The organism is Pedobacter miscanthi (assembly GCF_032678605.1).
Classification (GTDB): Bacteria; Bacteroidota; Bacteroidia; order Sphingobacteriales; family Sphingobacteriaceae; genus Pedobacter; species Pedobacter miscanthi_A.
Genome location: NZ_JAVTSU010000009.1, coordinates 93,821 through 111,550, shown reverse-complemented (window position 1 = coordinate 111,550; position 17,730 = coordinate 93,821). Strand labels below are relative to the sequence as shown.

Sequence of the window (17,730 nt, the reverse complement as noted above, 5' to 3'; positions counted from 1 at the left end):
TACAGATATGTTAACCATAGCAGATCAAACCTTTAGCTCCCGCCTTTTTACCGGAACCGGAAAATTCAGTTCGGCAAAAGAAATGGAAAGCGCCTTAATTGCTTCCGCCTCTGAGCTTGTTACCGTAGCCCTTAAACGTGTTGATTTAAAAGGAAAAGATGATGATATTCTCCAGCACCTTAAATATCCGCACATTAATTTATTGCCCAACACTTCGGGTGTACGCAATGCCAAAGAAGCTGTTTTTGCAGCTCAAATGGCACGAGAAGCCTTAGAAACCAACTGGATCAAACTGGAAATCCATCCCGATCCCAAATACCTGATGCCCGATCCGATTGAAACATTAAAAGCCACCGAAGAACTGGTTAAACTCGGTTTTGTGGTGCTGCCTTATATCCATGCCGATCCGGTGTTATGTAAACGTTTAGAGGATGTGGGTACCGCTGCGGTAATGCCATTAGGCGCTCCAATTGGTAGTAATAAAGGATTAAGAACGATCGATTTTTTAGAGATTATCATTAGCCAGAGCAGGGTGCCGGTAATTGTAGATGCTGGCATTGGTGCGCCTTCTGATGCCGCAAAAGCGATGGAAATAGGTGCAGATGCTGTTTTGGTAAACACGGCTATTGCTATTGCAAAAGATCCAGCCAATATGGCTATTGCCTTTAAGTTGGCGGTAGAAGCTGGTAGAATGGCTTTCGAATCTAAATTAGGCGCTCAACAACACTATGCTGCGGCAAGCAGTCCACTAACTGCATTTTTAGATGAAGAGTTTTAACGAGGTATTCGAATCCTATAATTGGGACGATACCAAAGCCAGTATTTACGATAAAACAACTGCTGATGTAGAGCGGGCTTTGAGCAATCCACAGCGGAATCTGGAGGATTTCAAAGCATTGATTTCTCCGGCAGCCCTGCCGTACCTAGAAGATATGGCGCAGATCAGTCAACGTTTAACCTTAGACCGTTTTGGGCGGGTAATTCAGATGTACATCCCGCTTTACCTTTCCAATGAGTGTAATAACATCTGTACTTATTGCGGATTCAGTTACGATAATAAGGTACGGCGGAGAACGCTTAACCCAATGGAAATTATGCAGGAAGTGGCCGTAATTAAGGGTATGGGCTACGATCATGTATTATTGGTCACAGGCGAAGCCAACCAAACGGTACACACCGATTATTTTAAAAAAGTATTGGATCTGATTAGTCCGCATTTTGCCCATATTTCGATAGAAGTGCAGCCTTTAGATGTCGCTGATTACGAAACACTGATTCCACATGGTTTAAATACCGTATTGGTTTATCAGGAAACTTACCACCAGGACGATTACCGCAAACACCATCCCAAAGGGAAAAAATCGAACTTTTTATACCGTTTAGAAACTCCTGACCGCTTGGGGCAAGCCGGAATCCATAAAATGGGACTTGGTGTGCTGATTGGCTTAGAAGACTGGCGTACCGATTCATTTTTTACAGCCCTGCACCTATCTTATCTCGAAAAACAATATTGGCAGAGTAAGTTCAGCATCTCCTTTCCACGGTTGCGTCCTTTTAGTGGTGGTTTAGAACCCAAAGTGGTAATGAACGATAAAGAATTGGTACAGTTGATTTGTGCCTACCGTTTATTTAACAGCGAAGTAGAATTGTCTATTTCTACCCGCGAAACACAGGCATTCAGAAATCAGGTAATTAAATTGGGGATCACCGCCATTAGTGCCGGTTCGAAAACCAATCCGGGCGGTTATGAAGTAGAACCACAATCGTTAGAGCAGTTCGAAATATCGGATGAACGTTCGGCACAGGAAATTGCTGCGATGATTAGAAAACAAGGTTACGAACCGATTTGGAAAGATTGGGATATGAGTTTGATCAGTAAATCATGTTAATAAAAGAAGAACTCAGCCGTTACAACCGGCAGATGATTTTGCCTGAAATGGGCCCCGGCGGACAGGAAAAGCTGAAAACCACCAGGGTATTGGTTATTGGTGCCGGCGGCTTGGGCTGTCCGGTATTGCAATACCTGGCCGCGGCTGGCGTCGGAACAATCGGAATTGTAGATGATGATGTGGTAGAATTGAGCAATTTACACAGGCAAATTTTATATAACCATACCGATATCGGTTTATCGAAAGCAAAAACTGCTGCAACTAAACTAAAATTTCTTAATCCGCATGTAGGTTTCACCGCTTACCAAGCACGTTTTATGGCTGATAACGCCTTAGCTATCTGCCAGCCTTATGATCTGGTAATCGATTGTTCGGATAATTTTACTACCCGTTACCTGGTGAACGATACCTGCGTAAGTTTAGGTAAAACCCTGGTTTTTGGCTCTATTTTACAGTTTGAAGGTCAGGTTGCGGTATTTAATCATCATGGAGGGCCAAATTATCGGGATCTTTATCCGCAACCACCAACCGAAAGTATTAATTGTGCAGAAGGTGGTGTAATTGGCATTCTACCCGGAATTATCGGTTTATACATGGCCAACGAAGCCATTAAATTAATCTGCAGTATCGGCGAAACTTTAGCTGGTAAATTAATGACGATCGATGCATTGAATAACACGATGTTTGTATTCAGAATTACACCAGAAAAACAACCGCAAAGTGTTAAAAATGAAATAAGTACAAATGAAATTGATAAGGCTACTTTAGATCAATGGCTTTCTGAATCCACTGATGAAATTTTCCTGATCGATGTACGAGAAGATTATGAACACGAGGAAAACAATATTGGTGGGGTAAATATATCCTTATATGAATTAACCTCTTCACTTGAAACACTACCAAAGCATAAAAAACTGGTGTTTTATTGCCAAAGCGGGCAACGGAGCAAAATGGCGGTGCAGCTGTTGGAAGGGCTTTATGAAGGGGAAGTGTATAGTTTAAAAGGAGGGTTGGTTCGTTAGTTCATTAGTCATTTGTTGATTGGGTTAACTGTTTAAATTGGTTAACCGGTTAATTGTGTAGGATGCTCAATACATATGAATTTTTAACCACAGAGATTACAGAGAGAAGGGCACGGAGAACATTGAGATGCTTCTGACATAGTGCTTGTCTAAATGGTGAAATATCCTTGATCGTTTAACCGCAAAGTTCGCAGAGAGTAGGTGCAAAAGAACACAAAGCTGGATGGCTTTTTTGCGCTATTAACTTCGGACCCCGGTCTTCCGACTTTCGGACTCCTTGCATTTTTAACCACAGAGATTACAGAGAGAAGGGCACGGAGAACATTGAGATGCTTCTGACGTAGTGCTTGTCTAAATGGTGAAATATCCTTGATCGTTTAACCGCAAAGTTCACAGAGCGTAGGCGCAAAAGAACGCAAAGCTGGGTGGCTTTTTTGCGCTATTAACTTCGGACCCCGGTCCTCCGACTTTTGAACTCCTTGCATTTTTTACCACCGAGAGTACAGAGAAAAGGCACAGAGAATACAGAGATGCTTTGTGCCTGATGTTAATCGCCCAAGGCTAGGCGGTTAAATTCATTTTCCATAGCTCCTTCTAGTACGCCACCATAACAGACGCCAATAAAAGTTTCGTCATCTGGACTGAAACGCAGTGGAATGGAGAGATCCATCTAGATAGGTTTTGCTTCGCAGAGTACTTAGGTGGTTCTCGACTTTGCTGTACTCCGTTTATAATGACGTTTGTATAAATCTCCGATAATAATCATGTTTTTTTGCCCATAAAACCCTATACGTTATTTCGACTGAAGCATAATCCCGAATATTCGGGAGAGAAATCTATCTTGAATGGAGTTGTCAGCAGCAGATTTCTCCACTTCGTTGCACTCCGGTCGAAATGACGGGTTAGGGGGAGTTAGGTTCAAAAACTTCTCTGTGAGTAATATCGATTTTATACAATAAATTATTCCTCAGGATGATAAACTGTATTCCTCAGGCGCTAAAGTAGTATCATTCATTTCATGAGACGTTTCTGGTGATACCTGTATTTCCGGATTCTTCTCTCCTTTCGATTCATCAACTTTCTTCACTGTACTTACTCCATAACCACAAAGACCAATAAAAAAGGCAGCACATAAAAACCATACTAACCGGGTAAGCATATATCTGTAATTGGAAGTGTACTTTGTTAAAATAGTACTCGAAAGTGGTAACAGGACTCTTTGTGTATCTAAAGGATACGCACCGCTATCGGTAAAAAACTCATGACCCTTTCCGCGACCTTTATACCATACTTTCCCAATTGAATAACTCGTTAGCGTATCAGGTAAATTAATTTTTCTTTGCTGTGTTAAAGTTTGAACATTTAACGGAATTATTGGCCCCCCAATATTTTGTTTATCATCTTTAACCGGCTCATAATGATCGCCATCCCAATACATAAATTTCTCTCCTGATGCGGGCATTTTAATCATTTTAATGTGACGTTCCCATACAACAAAAGTAGTGGTGCTAATGAAGAGTAAAATGATGCAGGAAATGGTAATATAGCGTGGTGAGAAGCGGGGCTTGTAAAATCTTTCAGGTGGCTTTGGTGGCTCAGGTTTTGGTGGCTCAGGTTTTGGAGGGGATAAAAGATCATCTATAGGTATGCCCCCGATTTTAATTGTTTTATCAGCACTCAAATAATAAGAACTACTTGGTCTAGGTTCCAAATCTATTAACCATGCTAGAAGATCGGTATTTCTCTCCTCAGTTGTAACTGTTCCACCAGTAATATGGTTCCAAAGAGGTCTAAAATCATCAGGCTCAGATTCGTTTAATTTTTTTTGGATATCGCAAACCATTCTATCTACATCAAAAAAAGTTGCAAGTATATCCTGGTCCTTTGGATCGTGCCTACTTTTGTAAACCTTTAAACATGCGCTTCTTAATTTGGTAGTTGTCTCTTTTGGCAAAATTGCATGCAACTTCCCGCCATCCTTCATCTTTTTATAGGCAGCCAATACTATGTCTTGATAATCTTCGAGCATTTTTTTAAAAATTTAAGCGTAAAAGTAAAAATGGAATTTCTGGAATCCTTACGGGTTTCCGGAATTCTTTGGAATTTAAAAAGAATTCTTTAGAATCTTTGGAATTATCTGAAAACTAGCGATTTGAAGCTTGAATATTTGTCCCAACAATTAATTCAAGCAACGATTCAAACGATAATCCTAGCAAGAACTAAATGTTAAAAACGAGTAGAAATCGCGGTTGTTATTTGCCGGTTTGGGAAGCAGTTACTAGCTCCCGCGACAGACACTCACCACTTCCCAAAAATTTCAGAAGGCCTTCTGATTTACAGTTTGTAGCAACCCCCACGCATGGGGCGTGGGGAACTACGTGTACATCACTTTTTAAATTTTTGAATCATGTTTATTCCAATGTTTATCGCTATCCTATTAGGATTGGTAACACCTACAAATACAAATAGTAATTGTACCCACGGCGGCGGTACAGAAGTAAGTACAAACGGTAACACCCCTGGTGATCCAGGTAATGAGCCTGGGGGTGACGATACAGGTGGAGATAACGGACACTTACCTCCTCCAAAAATTGACTAGTAAGTAATAGATTAAAGGGCGGCATTATTGTCGCCCTTTTTCTTTTTGAGCTTTTATGATGTCAGTAGTTCAAGCTGAATAGAATAATTATGATTATTTTTATAATTTAGAATAAAAACCAAATAAAATTGAAATACTTCTATTTTACGCTCTTCTCACTATTACTGCTCTTTTCTTGCTCACAAGATAAGGAAGAAAAAAAAAGCGAAGCGGTTAATCTTTATTATGATCAAGCCTTTGAATTCAGAGAAAAGAAAGTTCCTGATAGTGCTTTTATATATTTCAACAAAGCTAAAGAGCTATTTTTGCAACAAAAAGATAGTTTAGGAATTGCAAAGTGCCTGGTAAACATGGCCTTGATTTCCATTGATAAAGGAGATTATTTCGGCGGCCAGGAATGCTCACTGGAAGCATTAACTTATTTCAATGTAAATAAAAAAGAGCAATTTAGATATTTAGAGTCTAATCTGCATGAACTTGCATTGGCATCCTTTCAACTGAAAAATTATGAGCAAGCCATTAAATATTATAATCAATCTTTAAAATATGCCCAGGATAGCGCTTCTACTTTAATAACAAAAAACAATATTGCGAACGCATATAATAATCAAAAAAAATATTCAAGATCGCTAGCCGTTTATCAGGAGATTTTACAACAAAAAATCATTAGCCCTCAAAATTATGCAATGACCTTAACTAATATGGCATCGGCAAAATGGGAACAAAATGAAAAATATAATGCTATACCGGAATTATTAAAGGCGCTCCAGATTAGAGAAAAAGAAAATGATATTTGGGGGTTAAATTCAAGTTATTCTCATCTTGCCGATTATTATTTTAAAATCAAACCAGACTCAGCACTTTTGTACGCAAATAAAATGTACCAGATAGCGCAAAAACTGGAAAGTCCTGATGATCAATTAGAAGCTTTGCAAAAGCTAATTAAATTAAGTCCTGCTAGAAACATTAAGCAATTCTTTGCTACCTATCAAAAATTAAACGATAGTCTACAAACTGCACGCAGTGCGGCTAAAAACCAGTTTGCACTAATCCGTTACGATACAGAGAAAAGTAAAGCCGATAACCTTGTTCTACAAAAAGATAATGACGGTAAAAGATACCAGATCATCATACTCATTATCGGTATTCTTTTACTCATTATTGCTGGTACCCTTTGGTATAAAAAAAGAAAACAAAGATTAGAACTCGAAGCTCAAAATTCTATCCGCGAAAATAAGTTAATCACCTCGCAAAAAGTGCATGATGTAGTTGCTAACGGCTTATACAGGATCATGAGTAAACTTGATCATCAGGAAACCTTAAAAGATGATCCCATCATTAACGAAATAGAAGAACTTTATGAGCAATCGCGTGATATTTCGTACGAAAAACCAAAAACTAAAAATCTGCCATTTAACGAAAAAATAGCGAATCTGTTAAGGTCATTCGCTTCCGAAGGCACAAAAGTAATCCTTGTAGGTAATTCAGCCCCATTATGGGAAAAAGCATCTGATCAGGCGAAGGAGGAAATAGAGCATATTCTTCAGGAACTGATGGTAAATATGAGCAAACATAGCCAGGCAAATGATGTGGTGATCAGGTTTGAGCATGCAGACGAAAAAATAAACATTTATTATACAGATAACGGAATCGGCATTTCAGGTAAACCACAGGCTAAAAATGGCCTTACCAATACGGGAAACCGTATTAAAGCAATAAATGGTACACTTACCTTTGATACTAATGTAGAAAAGGGGCTAAAAATTAAGATCCTCTTTCCGGTTTCCTAATTAATATAGATATGTTTAAAAGAATACTTATTGCCGAAGATCATTTAATGGCCAATATTTCGATGCAGAAAACATTAACTGATCTGGGTTTTGAAAATCCTGAATACGTATATTATTGTGATGATGCACTTGCATGGATTAATAACGCCATTAGGGCAGAACAACCTTATGATCTGCTGGTTACCGACCTCACTTTTATAGATGACCATAATAAACAAAAAATAGCTGGCGGTACAGAACTTATACAAGCTGTAAAACAAGTACAACCCAATTTAAAAATCCTGGTATTTTCCGCAGAGAATAAACCTGCAATTATCGACATGTTATTTAAAGAAATGGGGATTGATGCTTATGTATGTAAGGCACGCAATGATGCCCATCACCTCAAACAGGCTTTAACCGCTATTTATCATCATAAAAAATACCTTTCTCCGGATGTAAAACTGGCAAGGAAAGAAAATAACTCGCACGACTTTACAGAACTGGATATCGCCATCATTTCTCAACTGGTTGATGGAACACCCCAAAAAAATATTCCTCATTACCTGCAGGAAAACAATATTAAACCATCTGGCCTCAGCAGCGTCGAAAAACGCCTTAATTTGATGAAAGAAGTGCTTGGCTTCTCCAAAAATGAACAACTGATCGCTTATTGTAAAGATGTAGGGATTATTTGATTAGTCCTAAGTCTTCAGTCCATAGTCATGAGTCGATTGACCTCGGCCATTCTTTAGAATCTGTCATTGAGCGCGGAGCTGATAAATCTGCCAAAAATCGTCATTGCGAGGCACGAAGCAATCTTACTACAATGGGTGGACAAAAAAGCATTAATATAGTTTTAATACTTAGCGATCGTTGTAAGATTGCTTCGTTCCTCGCAATGACGAGTGTTTTTATGTCCGACAATGGTAGAGGTTAGCATTTTTCAAATACATTGGAGGTTTAATGACAGCGCGTAGAATCGTCATTGCCAGCCCGACTGGCAATCGTAATGCCTTGGTAGGGGTTGTAAGCTGCATTAAGATTAGCTTCGCTGAGCACTTCGTGGTTCCCTGCTCGAGAATGACGACCATTCTTTAGAATCTGGCATTGATAGGGGTAATTTATGGTATAAAAATCAAATATGAATAGAAGGTTTTAATGCAGTTTATTGGCCGGGAAGAATATTTCTAGTAAGGGTCGCTAGCAGTTTTCGTCATACCTCCCTCGCAATGACGAAAACTGCTATAGACTATCAAACAATTAAACTAATGACCAGTGAACTATTAAACCAACCTACGGTTTCCCGTAAAGATCAACCAAATTGCCCTCATACTTTTGAGCAGCTAAAACTTAATTATGGGAAAATTTATCATTACTAAAAGAACCAACGGCGAATACCAGTTTAACCTCGAAGCATCAAACGGAAAGGTGATCCTCACCAGCGAAGGTTACACCACAAAGGCATCTTGCATTAAAGGAATCGAATCGGTTAAAAACAACGCATCAACTGATGCCAGGTACGATAGAAAAACGGCCAAAAACGGATCATTTTATTTCAATTTAAAGGCTGGCAATGGCGAAATTATTGGCACAAGCCAAATGTATAATACTGAAGATACATGCGATAATGGTATCGAATCGGTAAAATTAAATGCACCCGCTGCACCAGTAGTAGATGAAACCATTTAAATGCAGCAGGTTATGGATCTTAAATTAAAATTAGAGCAGCTTCACCAGCGTGTGGTCGGATTAAAAGACCAGATCAATACCGAAGAGGCTACCAAAAATGCATTTGTAATGCCTTTTATTCAAATTCTAGGGTATGATATTTTTAACCCAACGGAGGTAATACCTGAACACATTTGCGATATCGGCACAAAAAAGGGAGAGAAAGTTGATTACGTGATCCGTAAAAATAACGAGCCCATCCTCATTTTCGAATGTAAACACTGGAAAGAAAGTGCCGATGCCCATAATTCGCAATTGCACCGATATTACCATGTTTCTAAAGCCCGCTTTGGCGTATTAACCAATGGTACGGTTTACAACTTTTACGCCGACCTGGAAAAGCCGAATATTATGGATGAGAAACCTTTCCTCACCATTGATATTGAAGACCTGAAGGATAATGCGATAAAAATTCTCGAAAGTTTTACCAAAAATGAATATAACTTAGAAACCATTCTCGATTCGGCCGAAGGTTTAAAATACATTAAAGCCATTAGAAAGGAATTTGAAAAGGAAATCGATACTCCTTCTGATGAAATGGTGAAGTTATTGGTGAACCGGTTTTTCGATAAACCACTCACCGCAAACCGGATGATTGCCTTTAAAGAATACGCTAAAAAAGCCCTGACCATTTCCATAAATGAATCAATCAGCGATCGTTTAAAATCAGCCCTGAATATCAACGAAAAAATTGAGAAAAAGGAGGAAGATAAAACACTACCGGTTACCGAAATTCCAGATGATTCCAAAATTGTAACCACTGAAGAAGAGTTGGAAGCTTTTCAGATTGTAAAGGCCATTTTACGCGAAAAGATTCCTGCTGCACGCATTTCCGCCCGCGATACGCAATCGTATTTTGGGGTATTGCTTGATGACAATAACCGGAAACCCATCTGCAGGTTCCATTTTAATACCGCCAATAAATACCTCGAAACTTTCCAGAACGGAAAGGACGCGGGTGAGAAAAAGCAGTTGTTTAACCTCGATGAGCTTTACAATTACAGAAACCAGTTACACCAAACCTTAGAAAATTATTAATTATCCGCTCTCATCAATCAAAAATGTAGGGGTTGCCTGATGGTTTGTTTGGGAGCAAACAGGGCAACCTCTCATTTTAAACAGGCAAACGCTCAGCGATTTATCATCCTGAAAGATAATTTATTGGATAAAAATTAACAGGCTTATAGGGGTCGTCATTGCGAGAAGGCTTTTTCAGCCGACAGCCTGCCCCGATTTGAGGGGAAACAATCTTACAACGATCGCTACTAGCGTGCACATTAAGATTATTCATTTTTGCAGTTGTTTTTAATGGCATTCATGAGCTCACTTCGTTCGGTTAGCTTCGTACCTCGCAATAACGACCTTTCTAAATCTGTTAATGGTAACGGAGTCGAAGGATAGTTTTGCGAAAATTGTCACCACTTAGGTTTACTCCTATCTTTATTGTAAACCACCTAAGTCGCCTGAGAACATCTAGCTTATTAACATCGAATGAAATTGCTTACGCTAAGGTGAGCTAAGGTATCTTAGGTGGTAAAAAACAAGGCGGTAAGCCACCTAAGCTTATATTTTCTTTAACGTATTAATGCGCAAAACAATCTCTGCTATTAGTCAACCATGTAAGGAATAAGATCATTTAAGCCTGCAACCCGCTGTGTTCTCCGTGTCTTACCTCAGTGGATCTCTATGGTTAAAAAAGCGATTTATCATCCTGATCCGATAGCTATCGGATAAAGTTGAAGGATTACCCTAAGGTTAGCCGTAAAGAATCCGTTTTTAGCCTGAATACCTTAGCGCTATGAAAAACCTGATGATACTGTTATTACTCACCTTCGCGATAGCCACCGCCCGTGCACAGAAAATTTTAACCTACCAGTTAATGGAACCTGGTTTTAACACCAAAGTAATTAACGGAACCATCAGCGAAGTTTATACCACCAAACGTTACGGAAAAACATTCTGGTGGGTATGCATCGGGAAAGATACCATTATCCACGTATGGCCCAGGCACCTCGATACGGCTACCATGAAACCCGGCATTACCCGAACATTTATGTCTATTAAACGCCTCGATAACAGTTGGTGGAAGAAAGAAAAATCAGAAGATTATATTAAGCCGAAGGAATAATTTGTGATTATTCGTCATTTTGAGGATGCTTTTTAAGCCGGCAGCTTGCCCCGGTTTTCGGGGAAGCAATCTTAAACGATAGGTTTCGTGAGGTCGTCATTTCGACCGTAGTGGAGAAATCTGCTAAGAAAATATAGTCATACTTCTTTTACTGTTCACGATGATTTAAGTGTTGTTTAACTGTTTGATATTTAGTGTTTTTAATGTCAGTTTAGATTGCAGGCATCATGAAAATAGTTTTTTGCGTTACGGTTTCCCGTAAGGTTTGTGCTTTTATTCTATATAATTTTGATTGCTACAAAGCTCAATTATGGAAGTTTATCGAAGATTTATTAATACAGAAGACCAATCCTCAAATGTTGGGAAGGAAAATATAAAGAAGCATGGCTCTTATGGTGCATTATTATTTGACAATAGGTGGAAAGAAAAACGAGCGATGATTTTAGCAAGAGATCTTAATAAATGTGTGATCTGTGGATTTGACGAAAAGTTAGAGGTACATCATCGTCAATATCATTATTTAATTGAAGTGAAGAAATTTAAAGTTCCTTGGGACTATTCAGAAAAATTGTTAATCACATTATGTAATTCTTGCCATCAGCGTGGCCACTCAAAATTCAAAGTTCCTATAATTTATCTTTAAAAATATGTTTAACTTTTTTAAAAGAAAAGCAGAAATTCTGCCTTTAAATCCATCTTCAACTAACGAAGAAATTAACAGGATAAACCCTATTGATATCCCAGAAAATATATTTATAGAAAATGAAAAAGATCTGGCATTGAAAAATGATGATGTGGCCGCTAAAAAGGTTGATCATAGCATAGAGTTATTATTTGATTTCTTGGATAAAAATCATGAAACCAAAGGCTATGATGATGCATTGATGAATCCTGATACAAAACATATGGAACAGAATATAGATTCATTAAAAAATCAATTGGAACGTACAATAAGGAGAGTAAAAACTTTCTATGAAGACTTTATTAAAGAGATTGATTTTCATATCGATAGTCGAGCAAGGAGTGGAATGGTAGATGTGGTCGATGAACTAAAGATGAAGAAAAACATAGCAGAAAGTCATATGAAAAAAGTTTTAGAAATTGAAACAGAGCATATAAATAATATCGGAGATAGTAAAGGGATAATAATTAGTTACACAAGAGGTTTTATGAACGGTCTATCGGCAATCTCTCATCATTCAATATTAAAGCGGTTTTAAATGAAAAGATTTCAAATTTGGTGGCTTAAATTCTGTTGCTTTTTAACTGGATATAATTTCTATATCCTCTCAAATTGTAGTGAAGTATCCACTCAAAAAGTTAAAAAATATACAGCTGCCTTATTAATTGTCACAACTATTTGGGCATTTGTAGGCTTTTGCTTTTGCAATACATATATGAAAATAGGCGTTTTTGGGAGTATTTTAGGCGCTCTTATATCTGTATTCATAATTGTTCAAATTGAGAGACAGATTTTGCTTAGTGGAAAAACTAACAGAGGGCTAAAAATTACTCGCATAGGATTAGCTGTATTGATGTCGATAATAGGTTCATTAATTGTAGACCAGATTATTTTCAAGGATGATATAGATAAAACAAAAATGGCAAGTAATCAAGATCAGGTTAATTCATTAATGCCTGGTAGAACAAAACAAATATCGGATCAAATTGCAGATTTAAATAGCGCTGTGCAAAAGAAAGAGAATGAACGAAGGGAACTTTTAGATGATATTAACAAAAATCCGACCAAGCAAATAGTAGAAACAACATCAGGCAATACACCTGTGACAAAAACATCATTGGACAGCGCTAACCGACTAATTACAAGTACTACATTAACGAGAACTGTTACAAAATTTGTCAAAACTATCCCTAACCCTAAAGTAGATCAACTTCAGCCTATCGACAACCAATTAAAATTACTTAATGATCAGAAAATAGCTAAAGAAAATGTACTGCTAAGTCTCAAGGCTTTATTGGAAAAAGAAGTAGGCAGTAAAATTGGTTTTTTGGATGAACTTGGAATTATGTTTAGCATTTTACAAAAATCTACCATTGCAGCAACTGTATATATTATCTGGCTCATGTTTTTTTTATTATTAGAGTTACTTATTTTAATTGCTAAATCAAACGAATCAGAATCTGATTATGATAAAACAATTCAGAAACAAATGGATATACATTTAAGAAAAATTGAATTATTATAATGCGCTACTTATAATTCACAAGTAATAATAAACTATTCTGAGATAATGAAAACACTCTCCTTACTCATCCTCTTCTTTTTAACCAACATCACCTGCAAAGAAAGCACAACGGTGTACATTTGCAACAGTCCGAATGCTAAAAGGTACCACAATTCTTCTAGTTGTAAGGGTTTGAGTAACTGTACGTATAAGATTGTAAAAATAGATATAGAAAAAGCTAAAAAAGACGGAAAAACACTATGCGGCTGGGAAAAGTAGGATTACTCGTATTATTATTAACACTGCAGGCCTGTATTATCCAGCCCGGAGAAGGGAAACCCTTAAATTACAGCAACCTGGTTTTTACGGCCAAAGTCATCCGCATATTAGATGGCGATACCATGGAAGTATTGTATCAGGAACATCCCCTTAAAATCCGTTTGGCACATATCGATTGCCCCGAGAAACGTGGCCACCAGCCTTTTGGTACCGAAGCCAAACAAGCTCTTTCCAATCTGTGTTTCGGACAGATGGTAACGGTGCAGGGCCAAAAATACGACCGCTATAAAAGATTGATTGCTGTAGTGATTAACGATAAAAAACAGGTAATTAATCAGGAAATGATTAAACTCGGCATGGCCTGGCATTTTAAAAAATATTCCAGCGATCCGTTATATGCGCAATTGGAGATAAACGCAAGGAAAAATAAAATAGGTTTATGGCAAGATATGACAGCTATTGCTCCGTGGGAATGGCGCAAGCCACAAAAACAACTGCTTAGTAAGTAAATATTCAGGCTATTAGCAAAGTTGGACATCTTGAGATAAATTTCGCCATTCCGCTCTGCTTCAGGCGAAATGACGATTTTTCGTAGCTTATCGATTCTCTAAGTCCCCTGTCATCCACATTATGGCACAACCTCATTTTTATACTTTTCTCAGCGCAGTTTTTAACGCCGACAGGAGAAAAAGGGTGCAAAATACGATTACAATTGGGGCAAAAACTTCTAACCAGCCAATGCGCCCGAAAATTATTTTGATGATAAAGAGGATGCTGCTAAAGAGCACCCCCAATAAGATTAAAATTTCCTTAAAACCTCTTTGTTTTGTTTTCCTGGTTCTTCTTTTTGCCACAGGTGTTTGTTTAATAGTTAATTTATAGCAATGTAATTTCAACACGTCTGTTCTTTTTTCTTCCACTAGCAGTATTATTAGAGGCAACCGGATTTTCAATGCCTTTGCCTGTGGCAATTATCCGGTTTGCTTCGATATTTAATCCTGTTAAATGATTTTTGAAGGCATCAGCCCTTGCCTGCGATATTTGCTGATTTACGGCTATCGGACCATCGCTGCTGGCATAACCATCAATATGAACGGATGCCGCAGGGTTTTTGATCAAATAAGCCACAATGCGTTTGATTAAAGCGCTGTTGGTACTGGCAAAAGATGATGAACCCTGAACAAATGTTACCGGTACAGTATGGTTTAAAGCTTTAAGCGCTTTTGTTGGTAATTGGGCAGGGGCTGCATCCAGATTGTCTTTTCTGATCGAATCTTCTTTAATCGCCGGTGATTTTACCTGCGCTGCAGCAGTGGTATCCATATCGCTAACTTTTTCTTTTGGCGTTACAGGTACAACAACCGAAGCGGGATTGGAAGAAACGGTTGGTGTAGATGTTTTTGCTGCAGGATCTGTTTTGCCCGATGAATAATACCAGATAACCCCACCAACAACTAATATTCCAAACAGGCCAATGAACCAGGTCCGTGATTTTGGAGTCGGGTTTTCAATCTCTGCCTTGGAAAGATCGAATTTGGATGGTTCCTTTTTAGAACCATCGTTTTTATTTAAATCAAATGCCATAATTTTATATTGCTTAGGTGTACATCTCCACTAAAGTTTGCAAACTGCCGGTGTGTGCCCTGCCCATAGCCTCAAATTCCCAGCTATCGCCGGCACGGAACAAACGCCCAAATTCTACGGCATCTTCATTGGTATATTGGTCTTTCAGGTCGTAACGGAGGATCTCCGAACCATTACTTTCGTCAACAATCCTGATGTAACAGTCGTTTACTTTTCCAAAGTTGAGGTCTAATGTTCTTCTGTCTTTTTTATTGTCGTTAGGGTATTTACAAATCGTACAGCAAATGATAATCTGCTCAATTTTCTGGCTTACCTTCGATAAATCGATAAACATATCTTCATCGTCGTCGCCATCACTTCTGCTTCCATCCGGATCATCTATCGCACCGGTAATAGCCCCATCCTCAGTAAATGGCCTAAAAAGGCCTTTTTCTATCTTATCTTCAATTTTATTTCCCATCCGGATCTGTCCGTAAAAGGTGAAGTAAGAATCAGAAGGGATTTTGAAATCGCTGCCTATTGAAAATGCCGAAACATCGAGGTCAAATTCCGGCCCGCCGGGCTCGTCGTTAGGATCCCAGCCCATTCCTATTTTTACAATGGTTAATCCAGGCGCTGCCTTTGAAAGGGAGAACCGGTCTCCCTTGTTTAAGTTAAAACTGCTCATCTTATTGATATAATTCTATTAATGTATTAAGGCCACCAGAAAAGGCCTGGCCAAGCGCTTCTACACTCCATTCGCCACCATTTCTGGAGATGGAAGCAATCATGAGGGAATCTTCGTTCGTAAATTCTTCCTGAAGCATATATTGGCACAGCACAGATTTATCTGCATGGTTCCTGATATTGATGTAAGCGTTTTGAACGTGACCAAAATGATGGCCCCTTTCTTCGCTTTGATCGATGGTTACGGTAAAATACAGGAACTCAACCCTTGGATCTATTTTGGATAAATCGATATGGATTACTTCATCATCGCCATCACCTTCGCCACCCCTGCTATCGCCAGGGTAGTGGCTTGAGCCATCCGGACTGGTATCATTGTTATAAAAAACAAAGTATTCATCAGCGATGAGTTTACCGTTTTCGCCCAGCATAAACAGCGAAAGGTCGAGATCTACGGAATGTCCGTTTACAAGTGCCGGATCCCAGCCTAAACCGGCAATGATATGGTTTAAGCCGGGTTCTTCCCTGGTTAGGGATACAGGTTTTCTTTTTTCTATTTGTATAGCCATTTTGTGATATTTTTGATTGATATGCCTAACCTTTTTTAGGAGGCAAGGGCGGTGGTTTTACCGCATTGTTTTTAGTGTTTGGTGTAACTTTTATTTCGGGTAACCTGGGTATATTTACAGGTTTAGGAGCGCTGCTTTCCTTTTTCGGCGGCAATGGCGGCGGTAGCTTTGGTGTTGGGAGGGGCGGCCGGGCCATTACCGGTGGTGTAGTGGGCGCTTTTATTTTAACACTGTAACTGGCACTCGCAATGGCCATGAAAACCGAATGCATGGTATCTTTAACATCAATCGGTTGTAATGCGACCACATGATGGTACTTTTTAAGCAATTTTTCAGAAAAATAGGCCGTATTGATTTCTTCAGATCCAAGTAAGATCATCACATCATCTGCCAGTAAACTGTTTGCTTTTAACAGGTCGTCTATTGCCGTGAAAATCATCCCGTCATTGGCATAATATTGAAGCCTGTCGTTCAAATTTCGCGCTCTTACATTAAACCAATACCGGTTTCCGTCAGATAGTTCAGCCTCACCATTAATAATGGGACTGATATTTTGAAGTAAACCTGCACAAAAAGAGAGCAGAAAAGCAATCTCTGTATCTTTATTGATCGACAGGTAAGAGTTTTGCACGGTAATGTATTCTACAATCATATCGGCCAGGATTTTTACCCTCGGGTCGGCACCCTGACCTGCCAGTTTAGTCGAACCAAGCGTTTCGGCTTTGATGTTTCGATATAGTTTTAAATAAAGCACATCGTCAATACCATTCATTAACAATATTGCCCTGTTACTTGGCAATAGCTGTTTTTGGCCCAGTATATTAAAAAGCGCATGATTGTATGCTATACGGTCTAAATTAAAATAGCCGGCCTCCTGAAACAGGTTTTCGATCAGCGATTTTTCATTGTCTTCAATATCATCATCAAATAAAAAGCGCAAAGGGAACTGCTGTCTATACGATTCGATAGAATCTGCCTTGTATAATACCGTATTTAAAAAATGGGATAGGTACTGTTCTATACCATAATAAAAAAGCTGCTTAACCGGTTTTTTATTGCCGTAAATGCTGAAATGTTTGCCCGGGTCTTTTACAATTTCAAAATAATTGCCATAGGCATGCGGATCGTTTTTATAGAATCGATCCCTCGCTGCGGCACCAAAAATAAAATCGTTGCCATTTACATAAAAGTATAAGGGAATTTCATTCGATTCCCTCATTGTTAATGGCGCATAGGGGTTACTTTCTGATTGATACCAGAAAGTAACCGTACGCTTCGATATTTTTGCCAATACACAAAATTTCATCG

20 protein-coding genes are annotated in these 17,730 nt (G+C 38.7%); 14 read left to right on the top strand and 6 right to left on the bottom strand.

What is annotated here, in order from left to right:
* Positions 1 to 7 precede the first annotated feature (7 nt).
* From R2R28_RS14760 to R2R28_RS14750, 3 genes are read left to right on the top strand one after another with little or no spacing between them, the layout of a single operon-like run.
* Positions 8 to 778 (top strand): thiazole synthase, encoded by a 771-nt coding sequence (locus tag R2R28_RS14760; protein WP_316826452.1) that lies wholly within the window; start codon positions 8 to 10, stop codon positions 776 to 778.
* Positions 765 to 1,889: a 2-iminoacetate synthase ThiH gene (gene thiH / locus R2R28_RS14755; RefSeq protein ID WP_316826451.1), complete on the top strand. Its 1,125-nt coding sequence runs from the start codon at positions 765 to 767 to the stop codon at positions 1,887 to 1,889. Before R2R28_RS14760 ends, thiH begins: the two co-directional genes overlap by 14 nt.
* Positions 1,883 to 2,911 (top strand): HesA/MoeB/ThiF family protein, encoded by a 1,029-nt coding sequence (locus R2R28_RS14750; RefSeq protein WP_316826450.1) that lies wholly within the window; start codon positions 1,883 to 1,885, stop codon positions 2,909 to 2,911. Before thiH ends, R2R28_RS14750 begins: the two co-directional genes overlap by 7 nt.
* 547 nt (positions 2,912 to 3,458) lie before the next feature.
* Here R2R28_RS14750 and R2R28_RS14745 read toward each other — a convergent pair.
* Both R2R28_RS14745 and R2R28_RS14740 read right to left on the bottom strand, forming a co-directional pair.
* Positions 3,459 to 3,581, bottom strand: coding sequence for a hypothetical protein (locus tag R2R28_RS14745; RefSeq protein ID WP_316826449.1), 123 nt, complete (start codon positions 3,579 to 3,581; stop codon positions 3,459 to 3,461).
* Between the two features lie 297 nt (positions 3,582 to 3,878).
* Positions 3,879 to 4,940, bottom strand: coding sequence for a hypothetical protein (locus R2R28_RS14740; protein WP_316826448.1), 1,062 nt, complete (start codon positions 4,938 to 4,940; stop codon positions 3,879 to 3,881).
* A 390-nt stretch (positions 4,941 to 5,330) separates the two neighbouring features.
* Here R2R28_RS14740 and R2R28_RS14735 point away from each other — a divergent pair, with 390 nt between their 5' ends.
* The 11 genes from R2R28_RS14735 to R2R28_RS14685 all read left to right on the top strand — a co-directional run bounded on the left by R2R28_RS14735 (position 5,331) and on the right by R2R28_RS14685 (position 14,112).
* A complete protein-coding gene (locus tag R2R28_RS14735) occupies positions 5,331 to 5,510 on the top strand; it encodes a hypothetical protein (protein WP_316826447.1) in 180 nt (59 codons plus the stop codon).
* Between the two features lie 128 nt (positions 5,511 to 5,638).
* Positions 5,639 to 7,300 carry a tetratricopeptide repeat protein gene (locus R2R28_RS14730; RefSeq protein WP_316826446.1) on the top strand — a complete coding sequence of 554 codons (1,662 nt, stop codon included), beginning with the start codon at positions 5,639 to 5,641 and terminating at the stop codon, positions 7,298 to 7,300.
* Between the two features lie 11 nt (positions 7,301 to 7,311).
* Positions 7,312 to 7,977, top strand: coding sequence for a response regulator (locus R2R28_RS14725; RefSeq protein WP_316826445.1), 666 nt, complete (start codon positions 7,312 to 7,314; stop codon positions 7,975 to 7,977).
* Positions 7,978 to 8,635: 658 nt separating this feature from the next.
* The gene (locus R2R28_RS14720) at positions 8,636 to 8,971 is read left to right on the top strand and encodes a YegP family protein (RefSeq protein ID WP_410479182.1); all 336 of its coding nucleotides are present in this window, start codon (positions 8,636 to 8,638) and stop codon (positions 8,969 to 8,971) included.
* 12 nt (positions 8,972 to 8,983) lie between these two features.
* Positions 8,984 to 10,048, top strand: coding sequence for a type I restriction endonuclease (locus R2R28_RS14715; protein WP_316826443.1), 1,065 nt, complete (start codon positions 8,984 to 8,986; stop codon positions 10,046 to 10,048).
* Positions 10,049 to 10,820: 772 nt separating this feature from the next.
* The gene (locus R2R28_RS14710; RefSeq protein ID WP_316826442.1) at positions 10,821 to 11,138 is read left to right on the top strand and encodes a hypothetical protein; all 318 of its coding nucleotides are present in this window, start codon (positions 10,821 to 10,823) and stop codon (positions 11,136 to 11,138) included.
* A gap of 310 nt (positions 11,139 to 11,448) precedes the next feature.
* A complete protein-coding gene (locus tag R2R28_RS14705) occupies positions 11,449 to 11,781 on the top strand; it encodes a hypothetical protein (RefSeq protein WP_316826441.1) in 333 nt (110 codons plus the stop codon).
* Positions 11,782 to 11,785: 4 nt separating this feature from the next.
* Positions 11,786 to 12,358: a hypothetical protein gene (locus tag R2R28_RS14700; RefSeq protein ID WP_316826440.1), complete on the top strand. Its 573-nt coding sequence runs from the start codon at positions 11,786 to 11,788 to the stop codon at positions 12,356 to 12,358.
* On the top strand, positions 12,359 to 13,345 hold the full coding sequence (locus R2R28_RS14695) for a DUF4407 domain-containing protein (RefSeq protein ID WP_316826439.1): 987 nt from the start codon (positions 12,359 to 12,361) through the stop codon (positions 13,343 to 13,345).
* A 45-nt stretch (positions 13,346 to 13,390) separates the two neighbouring features.
* Positions 13,391 to 13,603, top strand: a complete 213-nt coding sequence (locus R2R28_RS14690; RefSeq protein WP_316826438.1) for a hypothetical protein — start codon at positions 13,391 to 13,393, stop codon at positions 13,601 to 13,603.
* Positions 13,585 to 14,112, top strand: coding sequence for a thermonuclease family protein (locus R2R28_RS14685; protein ID WP_316826437.1), 528 nt, complete (start codon positions 13,585 to 13,587; stop codon positions 14,110 to 14,112). The genes R2R28_RS14690 and R2R28_RS14685 overlap by 19 nt, the downstream gene beginning before the upstream one ends.
* A 367-nt stretch (positions 14,113 to 14,479) precedes the next feature.
* Here R2R28_RS14685 and R2R28_RS14680 read toward each other — a convergent pair whose 3' ends face one another.
* Genes R2R28_RS14680 through R2R28_RS14665 form a run of 4 tightly spaced genes read right to left on the bottom strand, consistent with a single transcriptional unit; the run spans position 14,480 to position 17,728 of the window.
* Positions 14,480 to 15,187 (bottom strand): OmpA family protein, encoded by a 708-nt coding sequence (locus R2R28_RS14680; protein ID WP_316826436.1) that lies wholly within the window; start codon positions 15,185 to 15,187, stop codon positions 14,480 to 14,482.
* A gap of 13 nt (positions 15,188 to 15,200) precedes the next feature.
* Positions 15,201 to 15,854: a TerD family protein gene (locus tag R2R28_RS14675; RefSeq protein WP_316826435.1), complete on the bottom strand. Its 654-nt coding sequence runs from the start codon at positions 15,852 to 15,854 to the stop codon at positions 15,201 to 15,203.
* 1 nt (position 15,855) lies between these two features.
* Positions 15,856 to 16,422, bottom strand: coding sequence for a TerD family protein (locus R2R28_RS14670; RefSeq protein WP_316826434.1), 567 nt, complete (start codon positions 16,420 to 16,422; stop codon positions 15,856 to 15,858).
* 25 nt (positions 16,423 to 16,447) lie between these two features.
* The gene (locus R2R28_RS14665; protein WP_316826433.1) at positions 16,448 to 17,728 is read right to left on the bottom strand and encodes a hypothetical protein; all 1,281 of its coding nucleotides are present in this window, start codon (positions 17,726 to 17,728) and stop codon (positions 16,448 to 16,450) included.
* Positions 17,729 to 17,730: the final 2 nt, after the last annotated feature.